The 18266-nt window shown below is 68.9% G+C and carries 14 protein-coding genes and 1 pseudogene; 7 read left to right on the top strand and 8 right to left on the bottom strand.

What is annotated here, in order from left to right:
- Positions 1 to 11: 11 nt before the first annotated feature.
- Complete coding sequence (locus tag HJC40_RS41000) at positions 12 to 854, bottom strand: helix-turn-helix transcriptional regulator (RefSeq protein ID WP_284044463.1); 843 nt, start codon at positions 852 to 854, stop codon at positions 12 to 14.
- Positions 855 to 1236: 382 nt separating this feature from the next.
- Between HJC40_RS41000 and HJC40_RS40990 the strand changes: the two genes are divergently transcribed.
- From HJC40_RS40990 to HJC40_RS40970, 5 genes and pseudogenes are all read left to right on the top strand, one after another.
- Positions 1237 to 1749 (top strand): 2Fe-2S iron-sulfur cluster-binding protein, encoded by a 513-nt coding sequence (locus HJC40_RS40990; protein WP_308200998.1) that lies wholly within the window; start codon positions 1237 to 1239, stop codon positions 1747 to 1749.
- On the top strand, positions 1689 to 2729 hold the full coding sequence (locus tag HJC40_RS40985) for a xanthine dehydrogenase family protein subunit M (RefSeq protein WP_250009065.1): 1041 nt from the start codon (positions 1689 to 1691) through the stop codon (positions 2727 to 2729). Before HJC40_RS40990 ends, HJC40_RS40985 begins: the two co-directional genes overlap by 61 nt.
- A 6-nt stretch (positions 2730 to 2735) precedes the next feature.
- Positions 2736 to 3902: an XdhC/CoxI family protein gene (locus HJC40_RS40980; RefSeq protein ID WP_250009064.1), complete on the top strand. Its 1167-nt coding sequence runs from the start codon at positions 2736 to 2738 to the stop codon at positions 3900 to 3902.
- 319 nt (positions 3903 to 4221) lie between these two features.
- Positions 4222 to 4539, top strand: coding sequence for a hypothetical protein (locus HJC40_RS40975; protein ID WP_250009063.1), 318 nt, complete (start codon positions 4222 to 4224; stop codon positions 4537 to 4539).
- A gap of 66 nt (positions 4540 to 4605) precedes the next feature.
- Positions 4606 to 4881: pseudogene (locus HJC40_RS40970) on the top strand (transposase); the annotation flags it as partial.
- A 56-nt stretch (positions 4882 to 4937) separates the two neighbouring features.
- Here HJC40_RS40970 and HJC40_RS40965 read toward each other — a convergent pair.
- Together HJC40_RS40965 and HJC40_RS40960 are read right to left on the bottom strand one after the other, a co-directional pair.
- Positions 4938 to 6590, bottom strand: a complete 1653-nt coding sequence (locus tag HJC40_RS40965) for an alpha/beta hydrolase (protein WP_250009062.1) — start codon at positions 6588 to 6590, stop codon at positions 4938 to 4940.
- Positions 6591 to 6964: 374 nt separating this feature from the next.
- The gene (locus tag HJC40_RS40960) at positions 6965 to 9199 is read right to left on the bottom strand and encodes a xanthine dehydrogenase family protein molybdopterin-binding subunit (protein ID WP_250009061.1); all 2235 of its coding nucleotides are present in this window, start codon (positions 9197 to 9199) and stop codon (positions 6965 to 6967) included.
- Positions 9200 to 9533: 334 nt separating this feature from the next.
- On the opposite strand from HJC40_RS40960, the gene HJC40_RS40955 reads away from it, so the two are divergent.
- Positions 9534 to 11765 carry a xanthine dehydrogenase family protein molybdopterin-binding subunit gene (locus HJC40_RS40955; RefSeq protein ID WP_250009059.1) on the top strand — a complete coding sequence of 744 codons (2232 nt, stop codon included), beginning with the start codon at positions 9534 to 9536 and terminating at the stop codon, positions 11763 to 11765.
- Between the two features lie 106 nt (positions 11766 to 11871).
- On the opposite strand, the gene HJC40_RS40950 is transcribed toward HJC40_RS40955, so the two are convergent.
- The 3 genes from HJC40_RS40950 to HJC40_RS40940 form a co-directional block, all read right to left on the bottom strand.
- Complete coding sequence (locus HJC40_RS40950) at positions 11872 to 12714, bottom strand: helix-turn-helix transcriptional regulator (RefSeq protein ID WP_250009058.1); 843 nt, start codon at positions 12712 to 12714, stop codon at positions 11872 to 11874.
- A gap of 24 nt (positions 12715 to 12738) precedes the next feature.
- A complete protein-coding gene (locus tag HJC40_RS40945; protein ID WP_250009057.1) occupies positions 12739 to 13365 on the bottom strand; it encodes a class I SAM-dependent methyltransferase in 627 nt (208 codons plus the stop codon).
- A gap of 408 nt (positions 13366 to 13773) precedes the next feature.
- On the bottom strand, positions 13774 to 15573 hold the full coding sequence (locus HJC40_RS40940) for an MFS transporter (protein ID WP_250009056.1): 1800 nt from the start codon (positions 15571 to 15573) through the stop codon (positions 13774 to 13776).
- Here HJC40_RS40940 and HJC40_RS40935 point away from each other — a divergent pair.
- Positions 15457 to 15909 carry a GtrA family protein gene (locus tag HJC40_RS40935; protein ID WP_250009055.1) on the top strand — a complete coding sequence of 151 codons (453 nt, stop codon included), beginning with the start codon at positions 15457 to 15459 and terminating at the stop codon, positions 15907 to 15909. The two genes, HJC40_RS40940 and HJC40_RS40935, sit on opposite strands and share 117 nt — an antisense overlap.
- A 156-nt stretch (positions 15910 to 16065) precedes the next feature.
- Here the strand turns inward: HJC40_RS40935 and HJC40_RS40930 are convergent, their stop codons facing one another.
- Together HJC40_RS40930 and HJC40_RS40925 are read right to left on the bottom strand one after the other, a co-directional pair.
- Complete coding sequence (locus HJC40_RS40930; RefSeq protein WP_250009053.1) at positions 16066 to 16911, bottom strand: helix-turn-helix transcriptional regulator; 846 nt, start codon at positions 16909 to 16911, stop codon at positions 16066 to 16068.
- Positions 16912 to 17096: 185 nt separating this feature from the next.
- Complete coding sequence (locus tag HJC40_RS40925) at positions 17097 to 18209, bottom strand: kelch repeat-containing protein (RefSeq protein WP_250009052.1); 1113 nt, start codon at positions 18207 to 18209, stop codon at positions 17097 to 17099.
- Positions 18210 to 18266 lie beyond the last annotated feature (57 nt).

The raw sequence follows: 18266 nt of genomic DNA, 5'->3' as shown, positions 1-18266 counted from the left end.
CGACCCCGCTGTCAGCGCATCGATTGCACGCCGATCACGGACAGCAGCTGCAGCTTCTGGTGCGTTTCCGTGCCGGGCGTGGCGGTGTAGACGTGCAGTTGGTGCGCTTGACCCGGGTCGACCAGCGTCTGGCAGTACAGTTCGAGCCGTCCGATTTCCGGGTGCATGAACGTCTTGCCGTCGGGGGGCCGAAGGCCGACCTCGTGGCGTTCCCACAACGTCCGGAACTCTTCGCTCCGGCCGAGAAGCAGGTCGGCGAGCCGGGCCGCCCGCGACCCCGGGCCGCGCATGGTCACGACCTGCCGGGCGGAGGAGGCGAACAGCCGGGACATGAAGGCCTGCTGTTCTGCGGCATGCCGCTGCCGGGACGCCGGGTCGGTGAACCACCGGTACGCGATGGAGCGTGCTGGGCCGGTGTAGCTGGTCGTGTCGCCCGTGAGTGCCGTACCGAGAGCGTTCTGCCGCAGGGTCTCGCCGAGTTCGGTGACGATCTCCGCCGGGGTGTCGTCGAGCCGGTCGAGCACCCGCAGCAGACCGGGACTGATGTAGTCACTCTCGCCACCCCGGGGCGGTGGCTGGTGGCCGGAGAGCCGGAACAGATGGTCCCGCTCCTCCAGCGAGAGGTGCAGTCCCTGCGCGATCGAGGTGATCATCTGCGCCGACGGATGGGGCCCTCGCTCACGTTCGAGCCGTGAATAGTAGTCGCTTGACATATGGCAGAGCACGGCTGCTTCCTCCCGGCGCAAGCCGTCGGTCCTGCGGCGTGGTCCCCGCGGAAGACCGACGTCCTCCGGTTGCAACGACTGCCGTCGGCGCCGGAGAAACTCCGCCAAGCCGGCCCGATCAATAGTCATGCCGCCGCCCTTTCTCGATGCTCCACCCTTTTGTACCGTCCGCCGGACCTGGCAAGCCACGGACTGCCGATCCCCCCTTACGCATCCCCCGGGCGGGCTGATGACTTCAACCGGCCGAAGGCCCTTATAGGCCGTCAGGTGTTGCGCCGGCCGAAGTGAGCCTGGGATCGGTAGGTCCTGGCACGAAGGAGCTCCACTGAAGAGAGTGGGCTGACATCGAGCCGTCGACCGCGTCGGCGACTGCGTTGTTGTCCTTCCGGCCAACCGGGGAGAACCCATGAGTTCGAATGATGAAGTGAACGACGGCCAGTCGGGCTTGTCCCGGCGGACCGTTCTGGGCAGCACGGTCGCCGTGGCGGTGGCGGCGCCGCTGGTGGCGGGCGTGGCGGAGGCGACGGCGTCGTCGTCGGCTGTCGCCGCCGCAGCGGAGACTGTGTCGGTACGGGTCAAAGTCAACGGCACGATGCGGACCGTGGTCGTCGATCCGCGGGTGACCCTGCTGGACACCCTCCGCGAGAGGCTGGGGCTCACCGGCACGAAGAAGGGCTGCGACCGCGGCCAGTGCGGGGCCTGCACCGTGCACGTCGACGGCGAGCGAGTGCTGTCCTGTCTGACGCTGGCCGCCACGACCGACCAGCGCGAGGTCACCACGATCGAGGGCCTCGCCAACGGTGACCGGCTGCACCCGATGCAGCAGGCGTTCATCGAGCGCGACGGCTTGCAGTGTGGCTTCTGCACCTCCGGACAGATCATGTCGGCGGTCGCCGTGGTCGAGGAGGGGCGCGCTCACTCCGACAACGAGATCAAGGAAAGCATGTCCGGCAACATCTGCCGATGCAGTTGCTACCCCGCCATCGTCGAGGCGATCAAAGACGCACAGAAAGTGATGCGCTGATGCATCCCTACACGTTCAGCCAGCCGCGCTCCGTGCGCGACGCCCTCTCGACGGCCGGCCCCGGCGCTGCCTTCCTGGCCGGCGGTACGACTCTGGTCGACCTCATGAAACTCGATGTCATGACTCCGGGACACGTCCTGGACATCAACCGGTTGCCGCTGCGCGGGATCAGGCGGGACCGCGACGGGCTGCACATCGGCGCACTCGACCGGATGAGCGACGTAGCGGCGCATCGCACCGTGCGCGAGTCGTACCCGGTGATCTCCCAGGCTCTGGAACTGAGCGCATCCGGTCAGCTGCGTAACATGGCCAGCATCGGCGGCAATCTCCTGCAGCGCACCCGATGCGGCTACTTCCGGGACGTCACGACGCCGTGCAACAAGCGGACGCCCGGCAGCGGCTGCTCGGCGCTCAACGGCGTGAATCGTAACCACGCGATCCTGGGAACCAGCGACGCCTGCATCGCCACCCACCCGAGCGACCTGGCGGTCGCGCTGGTGGCGCTCAGCACCGAGGTGCATCTGGCGTCGACCCAGGGCGTCCGGACCGTGCTGCTCGACAGATTCTACGAGGTTCCCGGCAATACCCCGCACCTCGAGAACGTGCTGCGCCCGGGCGAGCTCATCACCGGCATCACCGTTCCCCATCTGCCGTGGGCGGCGAAATCCCTCTACCTCAAGATCCGCGATCGGCAGTCGTACGAGTTCGCCCTCTCCTCGGCGGCCGTCGCGCTGGAGATGAGCGGCCGCACCATCAAGCAGGCCAGGGTCGCCGTGGGCGGGATGGGCACCAAGCCGTGGCGGCTGACGAACGTCGAAAAGGCCCTGGCCGGTCGACGGGCCGGCGAGGCGGCTTTCGAGGCAGCCGTGGAGAATGCCGCGGACGGTGCCCGAACTCGGGCCCTCAACGGTTTCAAGCCCGCGCTGCTGCGTCGTACGCTGGTCCGCGCCCTCACTGCGCTGACGACGGAGAGTCGGTGAACGGCCGTGCTTGAACTCGCCGAGGAGCTGCTGCGTCGCGTCGACGCGGGAATCCCGTTCGTCGCCGCGACCGTGACGAGCGTGCACGGCAGCGCTCCGCGCCGACCGGGGGCGTCCCTTGTCGTCGACTCCACCGGAGCAGTGCTGGGCAACGTTTCCGGCGGGTGTGTCGACTCCGCCGTTCATCAGGCGAGCGAGGAGATGCTGGCCGGTGACCACCAGCCGAGGACTGTCACCTTCGGCTACGACGGCGATGAAGCGTCCGGTGTCGGGCTCACCTGTGGCGGCACGATCGAGCTGATCCTGCGTCACCACGATCCTCGTGCCGAGCCGACACTCGGGCAGGCTCTCGCGGACGCCACGAATGACCAGCCGGTCGCCGTCGCGACGATCGTCCGCGGCCCGGACGATCATGTGGGGCGCTACATCGTCGTCCGGTCCGGGCAGCCGAGCGTAGGAAGCCTGGGCGACCCGGGGCTGGATCAGGCCGTGGTGCTCCACGCGATCGCCATGCTGCACGCCGGCAAGACGGGCACCGTCGAGCTGGGCACTGCCGACGGCTACTGCCAGGAGCCGATGACGCTGCTGGTGGAGAGCAACTCGCCGGCGCCGCGCATGCTGATCTTCGGGGCCATCGACCACGCCGCGGCCCTGGCGCGCATCGGCAAGTTCCTCGACTACCGGGTGACCGTCTGCGACGCGCGAGCCACGTTCGCCACCAAGTCCCGATTTCCGGACGCCGACGAGGTCGTCGTCGACTGGCCGCATCGCTATCTGGAGTCGCAGCGTGTCGACGGGGGCACTGTCATCTGTGTGCTCACCCACGATCCGAAGTTCGACGTGCCGGTACTGGCAGCCGCCCTGCGGCTGCCGGTCGCCTACGTCGGCGCCATGGGTTCGCGGCGCACTCATGAGGACCGTTTGGTACGGCTCCGGGCGGCCGGCGTGACCGATGAGGAACTGAGCCGTCTGCACTCGCCGATCGGCCTCGATCTCGGGGCCCGTACACCGCAGGAGACGGCGCTGTCGATCGTCGCGGAGATCGTCGCCGAACGGTACGGGGGTGGCGGGGTGCCGCTTCGGACGGCGGCAGCGATTCATCACGATGCCGCCTCACCGGGTTCGCGCTGGCCGAATCTCAGCCTCCCCCATGGCGCTGGAATTCGGAGCTGACCGGCCGGCCACGAATGGCCATGACCTTCACCGGCGCCAAGCTGACCGGGCGAGCACGTCAGCTCCGCCAGGCCGCTGAGCGCCGCGGCCGGATCCGCGAGGACGCGCCGGGACGCGCAGCGGATCGGGTCGTGGCACTCAGCGACCGCGTGCCGCGGGAGCGGTCAGCAGATTCTGCGCCACAGCGACCATCCGCCGATCTGGACTGTGGCGCCGATGGTCGGAACTCCCAGGCCGCACCCGATTCCGTACTCCGCGCGACAAGGACTGGACCACCATGCACAGGGCGTTGTTGTACGGAGCTTTCGGGTTTCTACTGGTGACGGGCGTGTTGCATTTCGCCGTCGACGTGGTCCATCAACATCTCAGCGGCCACCGTCCGGCCGGCACCGAATCGACCTACTATTTCGGCCTTCATTCGGCGTATGCACTCGGGCAGGTGGCGTTCGCCGCGCTCGCGATCCTGGTTGTCCGCAGCGGATCAGACGTCATGAGTAAAATTCCCGGCCAGGTGATCAGCTTGGCCGCCGTTGCCGGATGGTTCGTCATCTGCCTCAAGTTCATCGAATACATGCCGCCGCGGATCAATATCGTCATCGTCGCCTGCCTGCTGGTCGGAGCAGCAGCCACCGCCTAGTAGTGCTTTGTCACGTTCGAGTGGCTGACGGTGACAGATGCCTGTGGATGTTGGTGTCGTTGGTTGATGGACACGGTCGAGGTGCAGCAACTGGCCGATGATTTGGATGAGTTCGTAACGGATGTGTTCGCGTCGCTGACCCGGTCGGGATGGCAGGAGCGGGCTGGAGATTATCTGCGCGGGTTGATGCTGGATGGCAGGCGTAAGTCGATCCAGCCGATGGCGGCCCGGCTGGCCGGGCCGCATGAGCAGGCCTTGAACCATTTCGTGACGAACAGCCCGTGGGATGCCGCCGAGGTGCGCAAACGCTTTGCGGTACGGAGCGCGGCGCCGGCCGGGCCGCCGGACGACGGAGGCCCGGCCCGAGACGAATCTCAGGCCGGGCCGGATGACAGGGCTTACGCGCAGGCCTTGTCGGTGGGGGGCAAAGCCCCGGTGGTGAGATAGGAAGTGAGGGCGCCGATCGCGCAGGCGTTCGGCTTCGGGTGGATCAGCACGCCATGGCCGCCGGCGTCGACGGTGACCAGCACGGCATCCGAGCCCATCGCCCGGCGCATGCCGTAGGCCCCGCTCAGCGGGGTGGACGGGTCCCGGTCGTTCTGCAGAATCAGCACGTTACGCCGGCCGATCGGCTTGACCGTCGGCTCCGGTCCGGCCGGCTGCACGGCCCACGCTGAGCAGGGCGCGATGTTCGCGGGAGCGCCGGCGGTCAGCGGGAACGTGGCCCGGTCGGCCGCGACGTTGCGGGCGTACGTCCCGACCTTGCGGGGCCAGGCCTTGTCGCCGCAGCTGTACGCCCACCCGGCCGAGAAGAGGTTGTCCTGCGGGACATTCGGCAGCTTGCCGCTGGCGACCAGACCGTTGGCCAGGCCGGCCAGGAAAGCACGATCGGCGGCGGTGGCGTGTCCCGCGGCGGCAGCACCGGCAGCGCGCCACAGCTGAGCCATCTGCGGAAGTGGCGCGTCCTCGGTGGCGATGAGGGCGGCGTCGCTGTACGACAGTTGCCACGTGAACAGCCGGACGAAGTTGCCGTTGATCGGGGCTTTGGTCTCCGCCAGCCTGACTGGGTGGCGGTCGAGCCGGGCCGTCAGCGCCAGATAGTTCTTCCGCACCTGTCGTGCGGTGGTGCCGAGACGTACCGTGTCGGCGTTTGCTGCGCCGAAGGCGGCGAGGTCGGGCCAGCGGTCCTCCATCGCGCCGCTGAAAGTCTGGAAATCGTCGTAGCCGCGGACATTCGGATCCACCGAGCTGTCGATCACCATCCGGTCGATGGTGCGCGGGAACAGTGCCCTATAGAGGGAGCCGAGGTGCGTACCCCAGGAAATGCCGTAGTAGGAAACAGTGCGCTCACCGAGCGCCCGGCGGATCTGGTCCATGTCGCGGGCGACGTTCGCGGTGGTGATGTGCTTCAGCAGGTCACCGGAGTTCGCGGCGCACTGCTGGGCCATCCGTTTCGCGAACGACACGTTCGCGCCGATCGAGCCGTCGGCGGCGGGGAACGAAAGAATGGACAGCTGTAGGTCACGGATCAGCTCGTCCGCACCGCGGCCGCAGCTCATCGGCGTGCTGTAGCCGATACCGCGCGGGTCGAAGGCCACCAGGTCATAGCTGTCCCGCACCTCGGCGGGCAACACGGTGCCGAACGCGGTCGGCACGTCGAGGCTGGCGCTGGGGCCCCCGCCGTTGAGCATCAGGACGCCTTTGCGTTTCGCCGGGTCGGCTGCCGGGATGCGCGACACCTCGACCGAGATGGTCCGGCCCTGCGCGTGGCGGTAGTCCAGCGGCACCTGCAGCGTTGCGCACTGCTGTGGAGCCGGCGCATCGGTGGGACAGGTACCCCACCGCAGCTTGGACACCACTGATCCAGTGGTCCGTGTCGTGGCCTGGGCCGGAAGCGACGACGCCGGCACACCGACGAACCGGTCCTGGGAGGCCAGCGCGTCCACACTGCGCTGGACGGGGGAGGTGTCGGCGTGGGCCGCGGGCGTGGCGACGAGGCCGGCGCCGACGGTCACCAGGACCGCCAGGATGCGGGGAAGAACACGGGACATCGGGATCTCCTGTCGGAAGGATCAACACCATGAAGCCTTCCGGCATTGGAAACGGTGTTCCCACACCACAGTCAAGCCCGAGCGGGAGCATTCGACCCTGTTCCAGTACCAGGGTGGCATCGACGTCGAACATCCTTCTCGGCCGCTGGGCCAACGTCCCCGAACGACCGGCCACTGGTGAGGGTGATTGCCCGGACAGTCCACGGACCCGCAGTCATCGCGACCCTGCGTAACACCGCAATCGGCTGGTACCGAACCACCGGCGCCACCAACATCGCCCGCGCAACCCGCGAGTGGCGCCGGTTCTCACGTCGGCTGCCGTCCGAAGGGCCGCATCACTGGAGTGTGACGGGCCAAGATGCCGCTCTGCCGGTTTACGTGAGGTGTTCGAGGATCTTGTCCAGGGTGATCGGAGTGCTCCGGATTCGGGCTCCGGTCGCGTTGTAGATGGCGTTTCCGATCGCCGCGGCCGAGCCGACGGCGCCGAGTTCTCCGCACCCGCGGGCGCCCAGTTCGTTGATGTGGGGGTCGGGCCGGTCGAGCATGTGAACGTCGATCTTCGGGATGTCGGCGTTGACCGGCAGCATGTAGTCGGCCATGTTGGCGGCCGCCATCCGGCCGCTGCCCGGCTCGAACGGGTTCTCCTCCAGCAGGGCCTGGCCGATGCCGAAAATGACGCCGCCGACGATCTGGCTCCGGGCGGCCTGGGCGTTGATGACACGGCCGATGTCCACGACCGAGGTGAAACGCGAGATCCGGGGCTCGCCGGTGAAGCGGTTGACCCGGACCTCGCAGAAGTGGGCACCGAAGCAGTAGAACTCGTACTCGCTCAACTCCGGGCCGGCCTGGGTGGTGGCGGTCGCCTCGATCCGGTCACGGCCGACCGTGCTGAGCAACTGGCCGAAGCTCATCGATCGGCCCGCCCCGCGCACCCGGCCGTCGGCATAGGTGAGGTCCTTGGCGTCGGCGCCGTACCAGGGGGAGCCGGCCTGGGTCACGGCGAGGTCGATCAGGGCCTTCGCGACGGCCGTGGCGGCGCTGTGGACCGCCGCCACGGTGTTGGCGGTGGCGGTCGACCTGGCTGCCGGCGCGCCGGGCGGCAGGTCCGTGTCACCGATCTCGGGTGTCACCCGGCGCAGCGGGATGCCCAGTTCGTGGGCGCCGGTGATCGCGAGCATGGTCAGCGCGCCGGTGCCCAGATCGGCGGTGGCGGACGAGATGACGGCGGTGTTGTCGGGGGACAGGCGGATCCGGACGCCGACCGGGAAGGGAAGGCGGTCACCGTGGTAGATCGCGCTGGCCGTTCCCATGCCGATCAGCCAGTCCCCGTCGACCCGGGAACGCGGCTCGGCCCGGCGCGCCCGCCACCCGAAGCGTTGCGCGCCGATCCGGTAGCAGTCGTCCAGGTGCTTGCTCGAGAACGACAGTCCGGAGCGCGGCGAGACGGTCGCATAGTTGCGCTGTCGCAACGTGAGCGGGTCGATGCCGGTGGCGACAGCCAGTTCATCCATCGCGGTTTCGAGCGCGAACGACCCCATGGCTTCGTGGGGTGCCCGCATGGCGGCGGTCGGTGGCACGTCGAGGACCACCTGTCCCTGGTCGAGGTGCAGGTTGGGGGTCTTGTACAACATGCCGGACGTACTCTCCGCGGGAACCGTGTTCCACGCGCCGACGGTGGGCATTTCCGTGGTCGTCTTGTGGCTGACCACGGTGAGGACCCCGGCACGGGAGGCACCCAGCCGGACGGTCTGGTCGACCCGGCCCCGGTGGCTGGCCACGGTGAATTCCTGTTCCCTGGTCAGGACCAGCCGCACCGGGCGCTGTACCCGGTAGGCGAGCGCGGCCGCCAGGGCGGCCTCACCGGCGGGGACGATGCGGCCGCCGAAGCCGCCGCCGACGAAGGGAGCGATCAGCCGTACGGTGGGTGGTGGGTTCAGGCCCAGCTGCAGGGTGATCACCTGAGCATGGGTGTGCGGGATCTGAGCCCCGCTGTGCATGGTCAGCGAAGTGCGTTCACGGTTCCACGTCGCGAGGACGGCGTGCACCTCCAGGGCGACGTGATTCTGGGCCGGACCGTGGAAGTCGGCCGCCACGACGACCTCGCTGCCGGCCAATGCCGCGTCGATCGAGTCGACACCGGGGGCGAGGATCGTCTCTTGCGTCGGGTGTCCACCTACTGCAGCGACCGGCGTCCGGGGTCCGTCGCCGAGCTCGATCCTCGCCGGCTGTTCGTCGTACGTCGTGGTGACCAGGGCGGCGGCCTCGCGCGCCTGCTCGAAGCTCTCCGCGATGACCACGGCGATGATCTGCCCGCGGTAACGCACCAGGTTGTCGGCCAGTGGTGCGAATTGTTCTCCGGCGCCGGGGACCAATCGCAACCCGAGTTTGCGGTCCGGGGTGTCCGGGCCGTAGACGTCGATGACGCCGGGGGCGGACCTCGCGGCGGCGGTCTCCATCTGCCGGATCGTCCCCCGCGCGATCGTGCTGGTGACCACGTAGGCGTGGGCCAGATTCGGGGCCGGATAGTCGGCGGAGTACCGGGCAGCGCCGGTGACCTTCGATCGGCCGTCGACGCGGTCGATCTCGCGTCCGAGTGGTGAAACGGTCACAACGACTCCTCATGGGAATGCCAATTCCGTGGTCGTCAATAAGTGTCGATAGGGGTGCCGGCGTGAACCAGGCCCTGTCGAACCCAGGCTCCGCGACGCGCCGGCCCGGCGCTTCGCCGGCGAGCGATCCGGGTCGTCGGGACCCGTCGCCGGCCTTCCGCCGACCCCGCCGAGGTATGTCTGTCGACTCCTGACCGCCATGGTCCGCGGCCCATCCGAGGATTGTTGGACCCCTGTTGACCAGTCGGCGCCCACACCCAGTATGGACGGGCGCCTGAACGAACGACGGACAGCGGCGCGGTTCGCAGCACATGTCAACAGTCAGGAGTCACGCATGCCCGTCTCACCCCTCGGCCGCGAGATCGACCGCGTCGACGGACGATCGAAGGTGACCGGTGCGGCGCAGTACGCTGCGGACTACCCGGTCACCGATGTCACGTACGCGTACGTCGTCACCAGCACGGTCGCGAAAGGCCGGATCCTGCGGATGGACATCGCGGCGGCGCTGGCCGCCCCCGGCGTCCTCGCCGTGTACAACCCGGACCAGAATCTAAACTTCCCGACACTGCGACCCGGTTCGCCGGCCCTGTTGGCGGAGAACTATTTGCCCCTGCAGGACCGTGAGATCCGGTATCGCGGGCAGGCCATCGCCCTGGTCGTCGCCGAGACCTTCGAGCAGGCCCGTGACGCCGCGGCGCTGATCACCACCACCTACGAGTCCGTGACCCCGAGGATCTCGGTGGAGGCGCACAGCCCCGGTGTGACGCCGGCCCTGCCGCCGACCGTGGGACCGGCCAACGTCACGGTGCTCGCGCCGGGCGTCGACTCGATCGACGCGGCTCTGGCCGCCAGCGACGTGACCGTCGAGGCCACTTTCCACCAGCCCGTCCAGCACCACGTCGCGATGGAGCCGCACGCTGCTATCGCCGAGTGGAACGACGACAAGACCGAGGTGACCGTCTGGACCGGCTCCCAGTCCCCGATGGTGGCCGCACAGCTGCTCTCGGAACGGCTCGATCTGTCGCTGCGGGCGGTCCACGTGGTGTGCACCTACACCGGCGGTGGCTTCGGCAGCCGGGTGCGCGTGTGGAACGACTCGATCCTCGCCGCCGGCGCCGCCCGCCGGCTGGGCCGCCCGGTGAAGCTGGTGATGACCCGGGAGCAGGTGTTCACCATGGTCGGGCACCGGGGTCAGATCAACCACACGATACGCCTGGGCGCCTCGCGCACCGGCGTTCTCCAGGCGGTCAGCCACGAGAGTGACGCCGAGGTGCCGGCCGTCGGCGGCTGGCCGATGCTGCCGGCGACCGACACCACCGACTCGCTCTACAAAACCCCGAACCTGCACATCCGTCAGCGGTTCGTCACGCTCGACATGCCGCCGAGCTGGGCGATGCGGGGACCCAACGAGGCACCCGGCGCGTTCGCACTGGAGACCTTGATGGACGAGATCGCCGTCAAGACCGGCGTCGACCCGGTCGAACTGCGGCTGCGCAACTACGCCACCGGCAGTCCGAGCACGGGCAAGGCGTTCTCGAGCAAGCACCTCGACGATTGCTACCGCATCGGCGCTCGGCGTTTCGGCTGGTCGGCCCGCCGGGCCACACCCCGCAGCCGGGTCGACGGCGACTGGCTGATCGGCGTGGGCATGGCCACCGCCATCTATCCCGGTAACCGCCAGCCGGTCAACGTCAGCGTGGAACTGCGCGACAACGACACCGCGGTCGTGTCCACCGCGACCAGCGACATGGGCACCGGCGCGCTCACCGTGCTGGCCATCGTCGGGGCCGACCAGCTCGGCATTCCGCTGCGGAAGGTGACTCCGCGCCTCGGCGACTCCTGGCTGCCGCCGGGTGCGACCGCCGCCGGCTCGATGGCCACCTCCAGCACCGTACCGTCGATCGTGGCGGCCGCTGAGGGTGCGATCGCGGAGATCCGGAGTCTCGCGGTGTCCGAACAGGCCTCACCGTGGTACGGCGCCGACCTCGCCGATGTCACCTACGTCGACGGGCGCCTGCGCGGAGCGGGCCGTTCGATGACCTTCGGGCGTCTGCTCGCCACTCTCGGCCGGGAGAGCCTGGTCGTGGACCGGCAGACGGCCTTCGCTCCCGAGACGATCGCGCAGTACGAGTTCCACAGCTTCGGCGCCCACTTCTGCGAGGTCCGCGTCAACCGGTTCACCATGGAGCCGCGCGTCAGCCGCTTCACCACCGTGGTGGACTCCGGGCAGGTCGTTAACGCGCAGGCCGCCCGTAGCCAGATCGTCGGTGGCGTCATCTTCGGCATCGGGCAGGCGCTGCTGGAGGAGAACCCGCTGGAGATCGAGACCGGCCGGCTGGCCGCGTCGAACATGGCCGACTACATGCTGCCCATCAACGCCGACATCCCGGACATCGACGTGCACCTGCTGAGCCGGCCGGACCCCAACGTCGGTGCCCTCGGCACCCGCGGGCTGGGCGAGCTGGGCACGGTCGGCTCGGCCGCCGCGATCGGCAACGCCATCTACAACGCCACCGGCATCCGCCGCCACGATCTTCCGATCACCATGGACAAGCTGCTGCCGTAGCGCCGCGCATCGGTGCCGGGACGTGATCCCGGCACCGGGTCGGCACTACCGGCTGCGGCACCCGTGGGGAGACGCTGCGCCAGGGGCGCTCACCTGTGGAGAGCGGTCACGGCTGGAAGGACTGTCCACCGACGACGGCCAACAGCTGAAGCTTGTCGTAGCTTTCGGTGCCCGGGACGGCGGTGTAGACGAGCAGCTGATGGGATTGGCTCGGATCCATCAGGTGCTGAGCGATCAGGTCCAGTCGGCCGACCTCGGGATGGACGAACCGCTTGACCTCACCCGGGCGAACGCCGGTGGTGTGGTCCTCCCACAAGGCTTTGAACTCGGTGCTGCGGGCCAGCAGCAACTCGGCGAGGTCGGCGGCGCGCGAACCCGGGCCACGCAGGGCAGCCGCTTCCCGTGTCGCCGATACGAACAGCCGCGACATGAAGGCGTGATCCTCGGGCCGGTACAACTGCCGGGTGGCGAGGTCGGTGAACCATCGGTAGGCGATGCTGCGGGCAGGTCCGCGGTAGTTCGTCAGGTTCCCGGTGAGCGCGACGCTGAGCTCGTTCTGCCGCAGTGTCTCGCCCAGCTCGGTGACGATCTCCGCGGGAGTGTCACCGAGCCGATCGAGGACGCGCAGCATGCCGGGGCTGATGTGGTCGCTGTCCGCCCCCCGCGTCGGCGGACGATGCCCGGCGAGCCGGAAGAGGTGGTCCCGCTCATCGAGCGTCAGGTGGAGCCCCTGAGCGATACAGGCGATCAAGGAGGAGGATGGCCGGGACTGTCGTCCCTGCTCCAGCCGGGAGTAGTAGTCGACCGACATATGAGACAGGGCCGCCACTTCCTCGCGCCGTAGCCCCCCGGTCCTGCGGCGTTCGCCCCGGGGGAGGCCGACGTCGACCGGTTGCAATGATTCCCGGCGCCGCCGGAGAAACGCGGCCAAGCCCGTTCGGTCGATCACAGTCTCTCCTTCGATCGGTACCGGTCAGCGCGAGGCCTGGCCGCCGGCGGAACCCGACGCCGCGACCACGGATTCATATCTCTGCTCAGCGGTCACCGTGATCGGCCGACGGCAGAAGTAGACCAACGCGGGCGGCAGGTTTCGCCAGACCGTCCGGCTGACGACGACTTCCTCGAAGCGGGACTGAAGCGAGCGCAACAGCCGCTGAGCCGGGGGAGACCAGCGGGCATGAACATAGGCGAATGTCGTGAAGACTCCGGCCGGATGCATGACGGCGACGACCTCCGACAGGACGTCGTGTCGCAGCTTCTGGTCGAAAGCCGCCCAGGGCAGGCCACTGATCACCACGTCGACCTGGTCGACGCCCCGCTGGGCGAGCACCTCGCGAAGGGCTGCCGCGTTCGCGGTCACGACGTCCACTGCGGGATAGCGCGTGGCCAGATGTGTGGCGAACCGGGGGTTGAGCTCGATGGCGATGTGCCGGCCGCCGGATACCGCCAAGCGCCGTTGGACAGGTGCGGTGAAGGCGCCCGTACCGGGACCGAGCTCCACGACTACCGGAGAGCCCGTCGCCGGTACCGTCGCCGTTGCCACCTCGGCCAGCGCCGAGCCGCTGGCCTGGACGGCGCCCACAGTCATGGGGTTGCGCATGAATTCGACAAAGAATGACACGGTCGGGGTTCTCCCAAATGGTCGCGCGACGCCTCTTTCACGAGACGGCGCCAATCTTCCGTACCGATTGACGGCTTCGCCGACGGATCAGGCGAATGGCTGCCGAGGCAATCGCCGAGGTCGCTTGGCCGTGGTCCGCAGATGGCGGTACCAACGATGCTGGGGTACGGAAGTACCAAGATCCAGGACCCCTTGATCCGAGGATCAGGCGGCCCGCGGGAACAGGGGATCGCCAATCCGAGGCTCAGTGCCCCGGCCGGGGAGAATAATGACCGTGGCCGGCCTGGAAATGAGTCGAGTGCCCGCGCGAGCGCGGGGCATCCCATTCAGGAGAATGGTGTCCGGCCTATTGCCCCCAGAACATGTCCGGTTCGGCGCAGGGGGTGGTCACCCGATCCGTTCGACAGACTCGGGCCGGCCTGACGCGCCGGGCCCGCTGTCGGCGAGGTCGCTGAGTACCGCGGACGCGGCGAGTTCGTCGCGCGCGGCGAGCCGGTCGAACCCGCGGACGGCCGGGTAATTGTAGGGACCGAGAGTGGCGATCAGGATGGCACTGATGACCAGGATGCCCATCAGAACCGGGATGACCGGGTCGTAGGAGCCGAACGTGTCGAAGCCCAGCCCGAGCAGCAGCGGCCCGAAGGCGGTGCTCAGCACGAATGCGGCCTGCACCGGGCCGAGGATCCGCCCGAAGTTGCGCAGGCCGAGGTACCGGGTGATCAGCAGGGCGAGAAGATCGCCCTCCACACCGAACGCGAGACCGATGAAGGCGACGGCGATCGCGGCGCTGCTGAACGGCTGGTCCAGGAAGAACAGGCCGGCGATGGGTGCGAGAATCACGATCGGTCCGACGATGGAGCCGTGTACCCGGTCGATGATGAGCCCGCCGGCGACCCGCCCGATCAGCGACGACAGGCCGAAGATGATGAGCAGTGTGGCCGCCTGGCCGTCGTTCAGGCCCCGGTCGGTCATCATGGGCACCAGGTGCACCTGCAGGCCGATGACGACGATACCGGCCAGGCCGAGCCCGAGCGCGATGCTCCAGAACTGACGGGTGCGGACCGCCGCACGGAAGGTCAGGCCCGGAAGCTCGAGGCTGACGTCGCGGCCTTCGACGTGTGTGGCCCGGACGAGTCGGCCGCGGACATGTCGCTCAGCACGGGCACGCACGAACAGGGTGACCACGGTGACGGACACCGCGACTGAGATCAGAGCCAGGATCGCGTACGTGGCCCGCCAGCCCACGCCGTCGATGAGTGTCACAGCCAGCACCGGTGCCAGCGCCGCCCCGAGGCCGATGATGCCGGTCACGAGCCCGACGGCCAGGGCGCGGTTGTTGTCGAACCAGCTCACGACCGCACGGGTGGCCGGAACGACAGTTCCGCCGCCGAAGAAGCCCACGAAGAAGCAGGGGATGAAGTAGACCGCTGCGACCGGCGGTACCAGGGCGATCGCCGCCAGGGACGCCGCGAACAGGACAAATGACGGCACGAGGATATATCGCGCGGCGAAGCGGTCGACGAGCTGCGCAACGATGACCATGCCGATCGCCATCCCGACCGCCGCGACCGAGTAGGAGCCGGTGACCGTCGTGCGGCTGAAGCCGGTTTCCTCGGTGATCGGCAGCACGAACAGCCCGATGGTGGCCAGGTACAGCTGAGGGCCGACAGCAGCGGCCACGCCGCCGCCGACGACGACCCACCAGGGGCTCCGCGGCCTCGACGCGCGACGGGTGTCGGTACTCATGTGGCTCCTCGAGTGGTGGCCAGCTCGCGGTGAGCGTGGGTCCTGGTGCGCTGCCGGCGCGTCGCCGATGAGGAGCGGCACGGCGCGTAGCCGGCGAATAGGCAACTTTACTGTGACCTTCCCCGCTCGATCACCGCCAGAGGCGACTGTCAGTTCCTCATGCTCGGTGTCGCCGGCCCGGAAGCCGGCGAGGGGGTCTCGTGATCCACGGACTGACAGGCCGTTGTTGTGGAGCCGGGATCCCCGCAGTGTCAGTGGCACAGACACCACGGGAGCGACAGGACCTTCAGAGTGAGCAGATTCCCCGCAAGTCCGATGACCGCCATGGCATGGGCGCGTTCGGACGTCCCCTCGGCGCAGCTCGTCAGATTCGCCGGCACCGGTTTCATCACCTCCGCGGTGCAGTTCGCGGTCTTCCTCCTTCTCGTCGATCTCGGGCATCAGCTCGCGAATCTGGCGGGAGCCGTGATGTCGTCGATACTCGCCAACGAACTGCACCGCCGGGTGACCTTCCGGGCCGGTGGCCGCGTCACCTGGCTGACCGCGCAATGGGAGGGTGGCGCGCTGGCCGTCGTGGCGCTGGCCGCGACCAGCGCCGCGCTGATGGTTCTGGGCGACGTGATGGGCGAGGCCTGGTGGGCGGGGATCCTGGTGATCACGTCGGTGAACGCGATCGTCGGATTGACCCGGTTCGTGGCACTGCGGTCGTGGGTGTTCTCCCGGCCGTCTCCGGCCGGAGGCCGGCTGGGCGGCGTCGTGGCGATCGCGGCGTCCTGAGGTGTCGCACGGATCCATCTGGCGCGGCCCTGTCCCGAGGGCTTCGCCGGGGGCGATCCGACCTCCGCTGTCCAGTGCCCGCGCAACCCGGCCAAGGGCGCCCAGGCCGCAGACCGTATGCGGGGCTCTGTCCGGGGTGCGAAGATCATGTTGCGGTCAACGCGTCGGCTGCGAGCCGCCCACGGTCAGCAGCCGTAGCTTCTCGTAGCTCTCGGTGTCCGGGGGAGCCGTGAAGGCGTGCAAGTAGTGTGCCTGGACCGGGTCGAGCAGGATCTGGCAGTCGAGCTTCAGCCGGCCGAGTTCCGGATGTATGAAGTTCTTGCCGTCGTGCGGGCGAAGGCCGACCTCGTGCCGGTGCCACAGCGTCCGGAATTCTTCGCTCCGCGCGAGAAGCAGCTCCGCAAGACGGGCTGCGCGGGAGTCCGGGCCGCGCAGGGTGGCGATTTCTCGTGTGCCCGAGGCGAACAGGCGGGACAGGAAATCGTGGTCTCCGGCGGCGTACCGCTGCCGGGTGGCCGGATCGGTGAACCACCGGTACGCGATGCTGCGTGCCGGACCGGTGTAGTGGGTTGTGTTGCCGGTCAGCGCGATGCCGGGCGCGTTCTGACGCAACGTTTCGCCGAGTTCGTTGGTGATCTCCGCAGGAGTGTCGTGGAGGCGGCTGAGGACGCGGAGCATGCCGGGGCTGATCTGGTCGCTGTCGTCGGTTCGCGGGGCCGGGTGGTGCCCGGCCAGGAGCAACAGGTGATCACATTCGTCGTGCACGAGGTGGAATCCCCGCGCGATCGAGGCGATCATCTGCTCCGACGGGTGCGGTCCGCGTCCCTGCTCGAGCCGCGAGTAGTAGTCGGTCGACATGTGGCAGAGGCCGGCGGCTTCTTCCCGCCGTAGACCGCTGGTCCTGCGGCGGCGGATTCCGCGGGGCAGGCCGACGTCTTCCGGCTGCAGGAACTCCCGCCGGCGCCGGAGGAAATCCGCCAGACCGATCCGATCAATCGCCATGCGCTGTCCTCTCTCGGGGCAGCCTGGCCGGAGCGATCGTCCACACCGGCCACGGAGCCCAATACACCTTCAAGGGCCGCCGCTCCCGGCTCGGACAACGGTTCCCGATCATCGACGAAACGAATGTCCGACCACGTCGGCTACGCTGGCGCCAGCCGGGTAAGGTCCCGTGTCCAAGACCGGGGTCAAGGCCTGAACGCGTCGTTGACCATGGTCGGGGCGCCGCCGCCACGGTTGCCGCCGCCGGGTAGGTAGATGGTGTCGCGCACGGCGACCGCCGCCCCGCCGTGGCGGGGGACCGGCATGGGGGCCAGGCGCTGCCAGCGGTTGCGGGCTGCGTCGTAGGCCTCGGTCTGCGGGAATACTGTGTTCGCCCCGTCGACGACGTTGCCCTCACCGCCGAAGGTGTAGATCGTGGTGCCGATGACGGCGGTGGCGATGCCGCCTCGGGCGGTGGGCATCGGTGCCCGGGCGGACCACCGGCCGGTGGACAGATCGAGGGCGTAGACGGTGTCCCGCACGTTGACCTGGCCGCGGTCGCGCCCGCCGACGACGTACAGGGTGTCGCCGATGACGGCGCCGCCCGCGTGGTCCCGCGGTTCCGGCAGGTCGGGCAGGCGGGTCCAGCGGCGGGTGACGACGTCGTACGCGTTGACCGTGGCGACCGTGTCCTGCAGGCCACCCGGACCGGGTGTGAGGGTGCGCATCCCGGCGGCCAGGATGATCTTCGTACCGTGGACGCCGATGGCCGCGCTGCCGCGGAGGACTTCCGCGGGCATCGCAGGCAGGGTCGCCCAGCGGTTCTTCGACGGGTCGTACACGAAGCTGTCGCCGATGGCCTCCCAGGATGCGCCGCCGGCGAGGCCGCCGAGGACGTACAACTTGCCGCCGAGCACCGCGGCGTTGGGGTGGTTCATGGCCACCGGCAGGGGGGCGGCGCGGCGCCAGCGGTCGCGGCGGGTGTCGTAGACCTCGACGTCGGTGACCGTGACGACTCCACCGGCGCTGTCCGGCTTGATGCCGCCGATCACGTAGACGTCCCGGCCGATCGCGGCGACGCTGTGCTCCTGGCGGGGACCCCCGGCGATCGGCGTCAGCGGGCGCCAGCCGCGTCCGTACACGGGGTCGGCGGCCGGGCCGTCGAGAGTGAGCTTGGTGATCGTGTGACCCGCGTGGCCGCCACTCGTGGCACCCGGCGCGCGAGGCGCTTGCGGTTCGGCGCGGGCCACGCCGGCCCAGACTGCCAGGGAGACGGCCACGCCGGCGCCGGCGAGGATGGTGATCGATCTCTTCGTCATGAACAGATCCTGGAACGCCCGCATCGATGTCGTCCAATGCATAGCTATGATGACCTG

Source organism: Actinoplanes sp. M2I2 (genome assembly GCF_023544445.1).
GTDB lineage: Bacteria > Actinomycetota > Actinomycetes > Mycobacteriales > Micromonosporaceae > Actinoplanes.
Note: the sequence above shows the minus strand (reverse complement) of the source record. Positions and strands in the feature narration are given on the sequence as shown.